Origin of the sequence: Psychroserpens mesophilus (genome assembly GCF_050617655.1) — a bacterium.
In the GTDB taxonomy this organism is placed as follows: domain Bacteria; phylum Bacteroidota; class Bacteroidia; order Flavobacteriales; family Flavobacteriaceae; genus Psychroserpens; species Psychroserpens mesophilus_A.
In genome coordinates, this window is sequence record NZ_JBODQC010000002.1 from 79999 (window position 1) to 92365 (window position 12367).

Sequence of the window (12367 nt, forward strand, 5' to 3'; positions counted from 1 at the left end):
CAGCTGTTAAAACACAGCAATCTGTGAGCGTTTTATAAATGGCACAAACAATAATATACCAATCATGGTTTGGTATACGCTAACTATAACAAGCCATAATAGCTATATAATCAACAATCAAGATTTATTGGCGAAGAATTACAATTGTACTATAATTTATATTATGTAAAATAGAAATAAACAGTATTTTATCAAGTCTACTCCTCATATGTAAATCAAGAATTAAATCGGTTGGGTTGACGTTTATAGAATTATACAAGATCACGTTAGCATTTATTATTCAATAAGGCTTTCCAATTCAGCTTTAGCCGAAATTAAATCATTTATAAATCCATCAATAATACTTCCGTAACCACTAACATATAAAAAACGCAATGTTGCAATTCTAGATTTATGACCTTCATCCGTTAATAAATACGTAATACAATCATTTCTACATTTAAAATCAGTGATCAATTCTGCATACCAAGATTGAGTCGCTTCAATTACAGCCAAATTATTGGTCATCTTTTCATAAATAATAGCCTCAATATCATCAATATCCTTTAAGTATATCTTATACATACTATTAATATCAATCATTTTTTGTGAGGCTTTACTATTATCTAATTTAGCATTGTCAATTAAATTATTTAAATGCTTGTCTAAAGATAACGTGTTCACAGAAAATAACACAGTGCTAATCATACTGCCTTCATTGAGCTTATCTTTGTCATAATCTCGTCCCAGCACTTTAAGATAGGTTTGATTTAAACCCACGATATCCTCTTGAAAATCTTTAAGAAACCCGATATCCTTATCCAGTTGTACTATAACTTTTTTCTGAAGCTCCTGGTTTGCGTTTTTAAGCTGTTTTTGCTGATTCCAGTTATTAATAGCCAAAGCAATTAAAATACCTATAATGACTAAGATAATTTCACCTGTGGCATACAGCATATACTTTCGGAACTGTTTCAAATTCATAAATTCATAACGTTGCTTATTAAAGATCTTCATCTGCTCATGTGATTACTCCCAAATATAACCTAACTATTCAGAAATAAAAAACACCTGTAAACTCAATGAACACTGACTCTTAATTCATATGAGATAAAAATCTTAAGAAATGCGTCACGTATTACCAGTAATTTCCAGTATCATTATGTAAAATGTACTAAATTAATTAGTTACATAATAATTTAAAGCTAGAACATATGAAAGTAATATTTGAATATCACGATGTCTCTCCAAGTGAATCTTTAGAGGCATTTACTAAAGAAAAATTAGAACCACTATTCACTCGTTTCGAATTTGTGATTCGTGCAGATGTGTTTTTTAAAACAGAAAATACGTCCAGCGACGAAACAGGTAAGATTTGTGGCATTAGACTTAGTGCTCCTGGTCCTCGCCTATTTGCTGAAGCTTCTCATGATGAATTTCATGCTTCAGTCGTCGAAACTATCGATGAATTAATGCGACAATTAAAAAAACGTAAAGAAAAAATGAAGACGTATTAAATTTAATTTGAGGGTTTTACGTGAAATACAAACTCTAAATTATATTTTAAAACAGGTTTTAAAACATCTATATAGACTTTAGAACCGTAAATAAAACATAACTAATAACATTTAAACTAAAATTATGAAACGAATTTCAATAATCCTATGTACTGCAATTTTATTCACAGCTTGTGTCTCAAAGAAAAAGTATGTGGCTTTAGAGCAAGATAATAGTGAACTAAAAAGCGAACTGACTAAAACTAAAGTTGAAAAAGAAGAGCTTGAAGCTAAATTTGCAGCCATCGAAGAACGCGTAGATGACTACAATCAGAAAATTAACTCTCTTACAGAAGATAATAACACCAAGCTTGTTAATGTAGATGGTGTTGTCATATCTGAAAATCAGAAAAAAGCATTAAGAGAATCTCTTAAAAACGTACCTCCTGCATACTTGGCAACTGCTAAAACACTTAAAGATTCTATGAATTTAGCATTGCAATTCAATTTAAAAGAATCTATGGATACCATTGAAGAAGATGACGATATTGCAATAAAAATTGAAGAAACGGTAGTGATGATATCCATTTCCGACAAGATGCTATTCAACTCAGGAAGCTATAAAATAAGCGATAAAGCGGATGCGATCTTACAAAAAATAGCCAATGTTGTAAATTCTGAGGAAAGCTTAGACATTATGGTCGAAGGACATACCGATAATCAAACATTTAAGCAAAATGCTTCTATAAAAGATAACTGGGATTTAAGTGTGTTGCGTGCCACTTCAGTTGTAAAAAAGTTACAGGATAAATATGGTGTTGCACCAGAAAAACTTATTGCTGCTGGACGTAGTTTTTACCAGCCACTAGTTGATAATGACACTAAAGAAAACAGAGCGACAAACCGTAGAACACGTATCGTTATATTACCAAATATTGATAAGTTCTTTGCGCTTATGAATTCTAATAATTAGAACTTACCCTCTTATTACAATTAATTAATCCATTAAGGACTACTGTGTAAGCAGTAGTCCTTTTTTTATAAAACCATCCTAATAGTCTATATATTAGGGTTTTTCAACGAAGTTAGTAGAAACATTTCTTTGTTAATTCAAAATCTTTCCTATTTTTGGAGTATAAATCATAACCTACTGACCATTATGAAAAAAATTACCTTACTCCTTTTTATATGTTTTTCTGTGATTACAGAATCACAAGCACAGCAATCTGTCGCTCGTGAATGGAATGAAGTTTTTTTAGATGCTGTTCGTTCAGATTTTGCCAGACCCACAGTTCATGCCAGAAATCTATTTCACAGTTCTGTATTGATGTACGATGCTTGGGCTATTTTTGATGCACAAGCTGAAACAATTTTTTTAGGACAAAATTTTAATGGCTACAATTGTGCCTTTACAGGCATTACTCCTCCTTCAGATGTAGATGCTGCAACCCATGAGGTGATTAGCTATGCTATGATGCGATTGCTTAAACACAGATTTGCTAATTCTCCAGGGGTAACCGAAATAACTCAGGAAATTGATGATTTATTTACAAGTTATGGCTACAATGAAGCCATTACCTCTGAAGATTATAGCACTGGCTCTTATGCTGCCTTAGGAAACTATTTAGCCGCTCAAATGATTGCTTATGGTTTAGACGATTTTTCATATGAACAGTTTAATTACCCAAATGCATTTTACACACCAGATAATCCGCCTTTAATTTTAGAATTGTATCAGGATAATACTGCCATTGACCCAAACAAATGGCAACCTTTAGCATTTGACACCTTTATAGATCAAGGAGGAAATATTCTTCCTGATGAAACACCTGCGTTTTTAAGTCCGGAATGGGGACAAGTAAAACCTTTTTGTTTAGTTCCTGAAGATTTACAGGTTTTAAACGATGGATTTGATAGTTATGTTTATAACGATCCAGGACCTCCAGCTTATATCCAAAATTCAAATGAAGATGGTTTTGATGATCCATACAAATGGCATTTTGCTTTAGTGGCCTCATGGTCATCTCATTTAGATCCTAATGACCCTACACTAATTGATATTTCACCAGGTGCTATTGGTAATTTTGATTTGAGTAATCTTCCTGAAACGTTTGAAGAATATAAATCATTTTATGACTTTACCAATGGTGGTGACGCAAGTACAGGCCATGCTTTAAATCCAGCAACAGGACAACCTTATGCTCCCAACATCGTTAAGCGATCTGACTATGCCAGAGTTCTGGCTGAGTTTTGGGCAGATGGTCCAGACTCTGAAACACCTCCAGGACATTGGTTTACGATATTAAATTACGTAAGCGACCATCCAGATTTAGTAAAGAAAATTGGAGGGCAAGGTCCAGTAGTAAGTGATTTGGAATGGGATGTGAAATCCTATTTAACCCTTGGTGGAGCCATGCATGATGTTGCGGTTAATGTTTGGGGAATTAAAGGCTATTACGATTATATTCGTCCGATTTCAGCCATAAGATACATGTCCGGAAAAGGTCAAAGTAGTGATGCTTCTTTACCAAACTACGATCCGCATGGCATGCCATTAATTCCAGGTTTGATAGAACAAGTTCAGGCAGGAGAAGAATTGGCTGGTGGAGCGAATGAAAATGTTGGAAAGATTAAAATATATGCTTGGAGAGGTCCAGATTTTATTAACGATCCAGAAACTGATGTTGCTGGTGTCGACTGGATTTTAGGGGAGCATTGGTGGCCATACCAAAGAGGCACCTTTGTGACACCTCCTTTTGCTGGCTACCTATCTGGTCACTCTACGTTTTCTAGAGCTGCTGCTGAAGTATTAACACGTTTAACTGGTGATCCGTTTTTTCCAGGTGGAATGGGAACATTTGACTTAACTCAAAATGATTTTCTGGTATTTGAAGTTGGTCCTACAGAAAACATGACCTTACAATGGGCAACCTATCGCGATGCTTCAGATCAAACCAGCTTATCGCGAATTTGGGGAGGAATCCATCCTCCTATTGATGATATTAGAGGACGAATTATTGGTGATAAAATAGGAAATGAAGCGTATAATTTAGCTGTAACTTATTTTGAAGGCACATTACATACTCCAACAGTTACTTTAGAAAATACCATTAGCCTCTATCCTATTCCATTTAAAAATGATCTTAACATAGTTCATCATGGACATGAGAGTTTGCGTGTTGAACTGTACGGTCTCGATGGAAAGCGAATATATCAATCTGATGTATTTCAAAACAGTACACAATTACAGTTATCATCTTTAGCTGCTGGTTTATATTTTGCGAAAATTATAGATATCAATAACACCACTGTATTCGTTAAAAAAGTTGTTAAAAACTAGATAAAACAAGTCATATAAGGTATTTTTGCACTCAAATGATGTCTTTATGTTTTCAGTATTCAATAGCTTTAAAATTATAGCTTTATTAGAAGGTATATCTTATATTTTACTGCTCTTTGTAGCAGTGCCAATCAAGTATCTTGCAGATGATCCACAATATGTAAAACTTTTAGGAATGCCACATGGCATTCTATTTGTAGCGTATGTTGTATTAGCTGTTCTACTTTCGGCTCAACTCAAATGGAATGGTAAAACGTTATTTATAGTATTAGTGGCATCGATCATTCCTTTTGGTACCTTTTACGTGGATAGAACTTATCTAAAACAAGCGAAATAAATGGAACACATACGTCATTTTTTTTACGACCATTTCATATCATTAGGGCTTTCTGAGGTTGGAGCAAAGTACCTCAATATGATCTGTTTGTTAATCATATTGGCCATATTTCTTTTTATTGCTGACCGCATTACCAGAAGGCTCATTATAAGCTTCTCTAACCGTTTTTCTGAAAGAACACGAACAAACTTTGATGACTTACTGGTTAATCATCGTGCGCCAAGACGTATTGCTCATTTGGTGCCTTTGGTACTTACCATTCAACTTTTTCCTTTGGTGTTTCATGATTTTCCGCAGTTTGAAAGTTACATCGTGATGCTGATAAAAGTTTATGGTATCGTATTGACCATATGGATTATTAGAAGTGTGCTTAAAACGTTTGAATCGTATTTTAAAACCTTACCACGATTAAAAGATAAACCCATTGACAGCTACATTCAGGTTGCGATGTTATTTATTTGGATTATTGGTTTTGCTTCAATATTAGCGATTTTAATAAACCTGTCCTTCCTTAAGTTTTTTACAACCCTAGGTGCTGCTTCAGCTATTTTGCTATTGATATTTAAAGATACCATTTTAGGATTTGTTGCTAGTATTCAAGTTGCCATTAATGATAGTGTGCGAATTGGTGACTGGATTACTATGGAAAAATATGGAGCAGATGGTGAAGTTATTGAAATAAATTTATCTACAGTGCAGGTTCAGAATTTTGATATGACCATTACTAATATTCCAACGTATGCATTAATTTCAGATTCTTATAAAAACTGGAGAGGTATGCAATCGTCAGGAGGTCGACGCATAAAGCGCTCTATCATTCTGAAAGCGAAAAGTATTAAATATTTAACAGAAGCTGACATCAATAAACTAAAAGGAATTCAATTAATTTCTGCCTATTTAGAGTCGCGTCAAAAAGACATTACCAGCTTTAATACAGAGAAGCATATAGATAAGTCTGTTTTAATTAATGGTCGCAATATGACCAACGTAGGTGCCTTTAGAAAATACATGCAAACCTATATTGAAAATCATTCTGGCGTTAATAAAGACATGACTATTATGGTCAGACAATTAGAACCAACGCCTCATGGTTTGCCTTTAGAAATTTATTGTTTTAGTAGTGATAAGCGCTGGGAAAACTATGAATATATCATGGCAGATATTTTTGACCATGCACTAGCTGCTGTTCCATTTTTTGATTTAGAAGTCTTTGAGTATCCAACCAAGTTTATGGATGTTACCTAATTGCTACTCCTCTCCTGCTAACCTGTCTTTAACATACTCTACCCTCGTTTTTCCATGTGGTTTTGATTTACCATCATCTCCAAGATTAACCATTATGATATTATCGACCGTTAATATGGTTTCTCTGGTCATTTTATTTCGTACTTCACATTTTAAAGTTAAAGATGTTTTTCCAAAGTTTACAACTTCAATACCAATTTCAACAATATCTCCTTGATTAGCTGATGCCATAAAGTTTATTTCAGAAATATACTTGGTAACAATTTTAGAATTCTCTAATTGAATTGTTGTATAAAGCGCAGCTTCTTCATCAATCCATGCCAGAAGCTGACCTCCAAATAAGGTCTGATTAGGATTTAAATCTTCGGGTTTTACCCATTTTCGTGTGTGGAATCTCATTGTTGTCTTGTTGTTTAGTTGAATTTAAAAAAGCGTGTCATTATCTTCATTTGGAATTTTAAGAGTGTAACCCAATTCTGAATTGAGTTTCTTTATAAAATAGGCAGATAATAAAGGAGATTCTTTTTCAATGTTTTGATGAATAAAAAAATCAATTTCCTTTATGCCTTGCTGTTTCCACTCTTTTAACCTGATAACCCATTCATCTAATCGTGAATAATCGCTTTTATGATTAGCACCAACATAGCGTACAAAAGCTGTAGGATTGGTTAATCGCATATGCATTAAGTCACGTCTTCCTGCAGTATCGACGATAACATTTGAAATGTTGTTTGTTTCAAGCAAATCATATAACTGGTTAGAAACACGTTCATCATTATACCAATTGGTGTGGCGAAACTCTATGGCTAATGCGATGTCTTTTGGCCAACTCTCAACAAAGTGAACTACTCTGTCAAAATCTTTAGGCGCAAAATTTGAATGCATTTGTAAGAAAATGGTTCCGAGTTTTTCTTTAAGATGTATGGCATTTGACAGGTAATGATCTACAACAGCACTGACTTCGTTTAAGCGTTTCCAATGACTGATTTCTTGATTCAGTTTCGGAAAAAACTTAAAGCCTTCAGGTGTTTTATGATACCAGGTAGTAAACTGTTCTGCAGGAAAAATTCGGTAAAATGTTGCATTCAATTCTATTGAATTAAACTGATGCGAATAATAGCTCAATTCATCCTTAGTGCCTCGTGGATAAAACCCTTTAAGATCTGCTTTATTCCATTTGGCGCATCCAACATAAATTTCAGGAATATTATCATCTTTAACCTTATCTAAAACTCGTGCTGTATCAATGTGGTCTTGAGGTAAACTTAAATCTAAATTTTCGGGATTATCAACACTTCCAAATTTCATAATCTACTTTTTATCAAATATAATTGTTTGTGATTTTAAATGGAACACATTGATATTATAATATTCTATATCTTGATGTGTATTGCGTATTTGTTAATAACACAGTTAACAAGATATAGGAGACTCATCATATAAGGCAATCATAATTTTTATTTTTAATTAAAATTAAAGCCATGAATGATCGATCTACAAATTTAAAATCTATCAGACCTATTATTGCTTCAGCTCGAGTCAGCGACAATATGTCTGATGATGAATGCTTTCAAAATGCAACCTTGCGTCCGATTATAAAAATGCAAAATCACTTGCTGGTTGTTGTGTTTAGAAATTATATTTCTAAACGAAAAAATGTGTTTTACGATTTGTCCTTGCCTAAGCAATTAGCTTATATAGAGAACGCTATCAATAAGGATATGAAATTCAGAAATTCTGTAAAGGGAATGATTATAGGGCAATTTACTGTGGAAGAATATCAGCTTTATATTCAAAACTCTTCAGCTTTAAACAAACGAATGATGACTATTGTTAAAGAACGTTTGATTAGTAATATTCAGTTGTTTGTTCAACCACTAGCTGAGGCTATATGAACACGATTAAAACCAAGTTACATGAGGTATGCTTATCTCATGTGAATAAGCGTATTTCTAGTTATAAAGATAAAATTGAAACGATTAAAGACGCTATAGAAAGTAATGATAAAAGTTCAGACGAGGATGATGATTCTGGTCATGGGAAACTGCTTAATGATTTAGAGAAAAATGCTCAATATTTAAGTGACGCTTCAAAAATGATGGATGTGATTAAACTCATCAATCCAAAAACCATTCATCCAAATATCGTTTTAGGGAGTTTGGTAAAAACAGATTCTTCTAACTTTTATATTGCAGTAAGTATCGGAAAAGTAGCAATCGATGAGGAGTCTTATTTTATCATTTCAAAATCCTCACCAATTGGCCAATTACTACTTAATAAAACTGTTGGTGATGAGATTGTTTTTAATGACAGCAGATATAAAATTCTGGAGGTTAAATGATCGATTCACCATTAAGATTGGTTGTTAAAACATCACTCATATAATCAAAGAAAGGTCGAACGGCTTTAAATGAAGCATTAACATCTTCTAAAAAGGTATCACTTACCACTTCTTTGTCAGTGTATTTTTTAGTGAAAATATATTGTTTTTTTCTAATAAGGTCAATAGCTGGATGCTCTTTATCAAAATCTCTGGGAGCAGTTTTTAACTCATCTCCAACAAAATCTCCCCAAACAGATTTAAATGGTTTAGCATTTATAATCGCTCTAATCTCTTGATCGTCTTGCTCAAATTCGCGTCTGATTCTCAATAAATCCTCTTTATTAGGTTCCCAGAATCCTGCTGCTATAAATGATTCGTCATCAGGTTGAACATGTAAATAGTAACCACCTCTTAATTCGGGTTTTTTTCTGCTAAAAGCCCCTCCAAAATGAGTTTTATAAGGCAACTTATTTTTTGAAAACCGAACATCTCTATAAATTCTGAATAATTTGAAACCATCAACAACATCATGCTTATTTAAGGCTTCATAAATGTATTTATAAGCTGCTTTAGCTTTAGCTTCTAGGTTTTTGAATTCCTTTTTGTGTGCGTTGAACCAGTCTCTGTCATTATTTTTTTCTAATTGTTTAAAAAAGTCAAGAATATCATTTGAAAGTTTTGGAGTAGCCATTGTGGTGATTTTATGTTTAAAAGTACAAAAAAAGTCCCGATAGTGATATCGAGACTTTAGTATAAACAACAGACTTATTTTTAAAACTTGGTATCTGTTTTAAATTCTTTATTGACAAGCATTTCTAAATCTGAATTATAATACTCAACGACAAAGTTGCCATCATTGTTAAAATATCCAACTCCAGAATAATTGTTCATATTAAGAATATAATATTGATTGTTTGTTGATCGTGCTGCAAATCCAATAGTATTGTTTTGAGCATCACTCATCGTAAATCCTTTTTTATTAGATGTAAATAAATATTTTCCATCCTCATTGGTGTAGTATTCAATTTTATCAGTTGAATCGTAAAAAGGATCATTGTCATTATCTACACTTACAGTTTTTGTAACTTTAACCTTTGGAAATACTCTATCATTGTTGATCGTACTATTCTTTTCAGCTTTAGTTTTTACCTGTTGCTCCTTTGTGGTAGTTACTTTAACTTTGTTTTCAACGACTTCTCCGTCTTTTTTAACTTTTATTGTTTTCGTTTTTGTTTCCTCTACCTTGTCAACTGGTTTATTTTGAGCGTAAGCTCCAGTCACCATTAGTAAAGAAAATGCATAAATTAAATTTTTCATTTTGTTTGTTATTAATGGTTCTACGTGTATTAATTAGACTTTCTAATTAATAATAATTGTCATTACCTGATTCTTCTTTTATTTTTTCAACTACAACTTCAACGATTCATCAGGTGTTTTCTATTCTCTTCAGCCTGTAAATACAAGACTTAGAGTTATTAGAGTCATGAAAGTTTTAGTTGTCATCAATAGCATCTTCAACATCGTCTGCTGCATCTTCCATAGCATCTCCCGTATCTTCGACAGCTTCTTCAACTTTTTCTCCAGTAGATTTTTCTTCTCTACAGCTTGTTGTTAGTATACTTAAACTAAACAGCGCGATAAATAAATATGTTAATTTTTTCATTTTAAATTAGTTTTAGATTAATGTGAGTTTTAGATTTTTTAGTTTACTTCTTTACAAGTCCTTTCAGTAAGGATAATACAAAAAGTACTATAAAAATGTAGAAGAATATTTTAGCTATTCCTGCTGATGCTCCAGCAATTCCGCCAAATCCTAAGATTGCAGCAATGATTGCTATGATAATAAATGTGATTGTCCAACGTAACATAATTTTGTGTTTTTAATGGTTTATATAATTGAGTGTCTGACTTTCAGAACTCTTAAGTTAGGCTATTAGTGTATTACCCTATGCCACATGACATAAGAGACTAAAGCAGTTCACTTAGTAATTTAGTTATTTGAGTAGGCTTCTTTTAATTCTGGAGCATGTATATTTAACTTATTGTCAAATTGTAAAGTTCTGATTGGGAATGGAATATTAATTCCTTCTTTATCATATGCTTTTTTAATTTCAATAATAGCTCTGGTTTTTGCTTTAAGTTTTTCAAGCATGTTTTCAGCATCAATCCAAAATCTACATAAATAATTTATAGAGCTACCTCCAAATTCAGTGTAATAAAATTCTACATCTTCTGCACTTTCAACCTGATCAAAAGTATTAGCAATGGTTGTTTTGGTTAGTTTTTCAACTAATTCTAAATCTGATTCATAACCAACACCACATTCTAAAAACACTCTCATTTTAGTGGTTAAAGAATAGTTTTTAATTGGATTTTCTAAGATCATTTTGTTAGGAACGACAACAATATTGTTATCTGCTTCTTTTAAAATAAAGGTATTCAGATTAATGTCCATAACTTCACCTGAATAGCCATTGGTTTCCACCCAGTTTCCTATTCTGATTCTGTTTCTGAATGATAACACAATTCCAGATACGGTATTTGATAGCGTTCCTTGCAAAGCAAGACCTACAACTAAACCAATAACTCCTGCACCTGCAAGAAGCGAGGTTAATGCCTGACTTAAATTAAGAATTCCTAAGGCCAGAAATAAACCAATTAATACTGTAATTACTGAAGCTATTCTAGAAACTACCAAGCTTATAGATTTTTGTTCGACACGTTTACTGACTAGTTTTTCAACGAATCTGCTCACGTATCTGGCTACGAAAAATGCAGTAGCAAAAACTAATATTGCTAAGATTAAATTTGGTAAGTTTTCTATAATGGCATTAAACCAACCTAAAAGTTTTTCTTTTAAATTACCGAATGCTGTATTTAATTGTTCTTTCATTGTTTTATCTAATTTGTAAGTCGTTGTTTGGAGTTCGTTAATATCTATCATACCAACACTACAAATATCGTTATACTGGTTTGATAGACTTTGCTTATATGATTATTATGTTAACTCTAATAAGCATTGAAGTCGTTGTTTAGGTTATGATTCAATGACGTCAACCTTCAGTTTGTCAGATGTGTTTTTAGTCCATGCATTTAGCATCCAACTCGATTTTTCCATCTCTCTAATATAAGCGCCAATTAAGTCTATGGTACCTTCATCTGAAGCACTTTCGGCTTTTTCAATAACAGTACTCATTTGTTTAAGCAGGATTTTGTGGTCATTAAGAATTTCTAGAACCATATCTCTATCAGATTTTAAAGGAGACACTTCTTTTACTTCTGAAATTTCTAAATAGTCACTCAATTTACTCATTGGATGATGCCTCAAGGTCAGTACACGTTCAGCGATTTCATCTATTTTAGTTCGTGCATCGGTATACAATTCTTCAAATTTATTGTGTAAATCGAAAAAGTTTTCTCCCAGTATATTCCAATGGAAACTTCTTAATTTTTGGTAATATACATGGTAGTTTGCCGATAGTGTGTTTAACTCTACTACGACAGGTATTAAATTTTCATCTTTCATATTCAAATAGCTCATAATGTGCATTTTTAGTGTTAATATTTTAATGTTAATAAATAATTACACTATATAAACTATGGGATATTTGAGCGTTGTCAAGCGGTTTAACGACCTTTAACGGAAT

General features: G+C 32.7%; 16 protein-coding genes. 7 read left to right on the forward strand and 9 right to left on the reverse strand.

Annotated elements, in window-relative coordinates:
- Positions 1-276: 276 nt before the first annotated feature.
- Positions 277-996: a hypothetical protein gene (locus ACRHNM_RS04595; protein WP_431134157.1), complete on the reverse strand. Its 720-nt coding sequence runs from the start codon at positions 994-996 to the stop codon at positions 277-279.
- A 197-nt stretch (positions 997-1193) separates the two neighbouring features.
- Between ACRHNM_RS04595 and hpf the strand changes: the two genes are divergently transcribed.
- From hpf to ACRHNM_RS04620, 5 genes are all read left to right on the forward strand, one after another.
- Positions 1194-1496 carry a ribosome hibernation-promoting factor, HPF/YfiA family gene (hpf, locus tag ACRHNM_RS04600; RefSeq protein WP_431134159.1) on the forward strand — a complete coding sequence of 101 codons (303 nt, stop codon included), beginning with the start codon at positions 1194-1196 and terminating at the stop codon, positions 1494-1496.
- A gap of 124 nt (positions 1497-1620) precedes the next feature.
- Positions 1621-2448, forward strand: a complete 828-nt coding sequence (locus ACRHNM_RS04605) for an OmpA/MotB family protein (RefSeq protein ID WP_431134161.1) — start codon at positions 1621-1623, stop codon at positions 2446-2448.
- A 186-nt stretch (positions 2449-2634) separates the two neighbouring features.
- The gene (locus ACRHNM_RS04610) at positions 2635-4815 is read left to right on the forward strand and encodes a T9SS type A sorting domain-containing protein (protein ID WP_431134163.1); all 2181 of its coding nucleotides are present in this window, start codon (positions 2635-2637) and stop codon (positions 4813-4815) included.
- 46 nt (positions 4816-4861) lie between these two features.
- Positions 4862-5152 carry a DUF3817 domain-containing protein gene (locus tag ACRHNM_RS04615; RefSeq protein WP_431134165.1) on the forward strand — a complete coding sequence of 97 codons (291 nt, stop codon included), beginning with the start codon at positions 4862-4864 and terminating at the stop codon, positions 5150-5152.
- The gene (locus ACRHNM_RS04620; RefSeq protein ID WP_431134166.1) at positions 5153-6397 is read left to right on the forward strand and encodes a mechanosensitive ion channel family protein; all 1245 of its coding nucleotides are present in this window, start codon (positions 5153-5155) and stop codon (positions 6395-6397) included.
- Between the two features lie 3 nt (positions 6398-6400).
- On the opposite strand, the gene ACRHNM_RS04625 is transcribed toward ACRHNM_RS04620, so the two are convergent.
- A complete protein-coding gene (locus ACRHNM_RS04625; protein WP_431134168.1) occupies positions 6401-6796 on the reverse strand; it encodes an acyl-CoA thioesterase in 396 nt (131 codons plus the stop codon).
- Between the two features lie 24 nt (positions 6797-6820).
- The gene (locus ACRHNM_RS04630; protein ID WP_431134169.1) at positions 6821-7705 is read right to left on the reverse strand and encodes a DUF72 domain-containing protein; all 885 of its coding nucleotides are present in this window, start codon (positions 7703-7705) and stop codon (positions 6821-6823) included.
- A 173-nt stretch (positions 7706-7878) separates the two neighbouring features.
- On the opposite strand from ACRHNM_RS04630, the gene ACRHNM_RS04635 reads away from it, so the two are divergent.
- Entirely contained in the window at positions 7879-8292 is a 414-nt protein-coding gene (locus ACRHNM_RS04635; protein WP_431134171.1) for a glyoxalase, read from the forward strand.
- Positions 8289-8738, forward strand: coding sequence for a hypothetical protein (locus ACRHNM_RS04640; RefSeq protein WP_431134173.1), 450 nt, complete (start codon positions 8289-8291; stop codon positions 8736-8738). The genes ACRHNM_RS04635 and ACRHNM_RS04640 overlap by 4 nt, the downstream gene beginning before the upstream one ends.
- Here ACRHNM_RS04640 and ACRHNM_RS04645 read toward each other — a convergent pair.
- The 6 genes from ACRHNM_RS04645 to ACRHNM_RS04670 form a co-directional block, all read right to left on the reverse strand.
- A complete protein-coding gene (locus tag ACRHNM_RS04645; protein ID WP_431134175.1) occupies positions 8731-9411 on the reverse strand; it encodes a DUF2461 domain-containing protein in 681 nt (226 codons plus the stop codon). The two genes, ACRHNM_RS04640 and ACRHNM_RS04645, sit on opposite strands and share 8 nt — an antisense overlap.
- A gap of 80 nt (positions 9412-9491) precedes the next feature.
- Complete coding sequence (locus ACRHNM_RS04650) at positions 9492-10037, reverse strand: hypothetical protein (RefSeq protein WP_431134176.1); 546 nt, start codon at positions 10035-10037, stop codon at positions 9492-9494.
- Between the two features lie 175 nt (positions 10038-10212).
- Entirely contained in the window at positions 10213-10383 is a 171-nt protein-coding gene (locus ACRHNM_RS04655; protein ID WP_431134178.1) for a hypothetical protein, read from the reverse strand.
- 43 nt (positions 10384-10426) lie between these two features.
- On the reverse strand, positions 10427-10588 hold the full coding sequence (locus ACRHNM_RS04660; RefSeq protein ID WP_431134180.1) for a DUF1328 domain-containing protein: 162 nt from the start codon (positions 10586-10588) through the stop codon (positions 10427-10429).
- Positions 10589-10710: 122 nt separating this feature from the next.
- Positions 10711-11613, reverse strand: coding sequence for a mechanosensitive ion channel family protein (locus tag ACRHNM_RS04665; RefSeq protein ID WP_431134182.1), 903 nt, complete (start codon positions 11611-11613; stop codon positions 10711-10713).
- 144 nt (positions 11614-11757) lie between these two features.
- Positions 11758-12261 carry a Dps family protein gene (locus tag ACRHNM_RS04670; RefSeq protein WP_431134184.1) on the reverse strand — a complete coding sequence of 168 codons (504 nt, stop codon included), beginning with the start codon at positions 12259-12261 and terminating at the stop codon, positions 11758-11760.
- Positions 12262-12367: the final 106 nt, after the last annotated feature.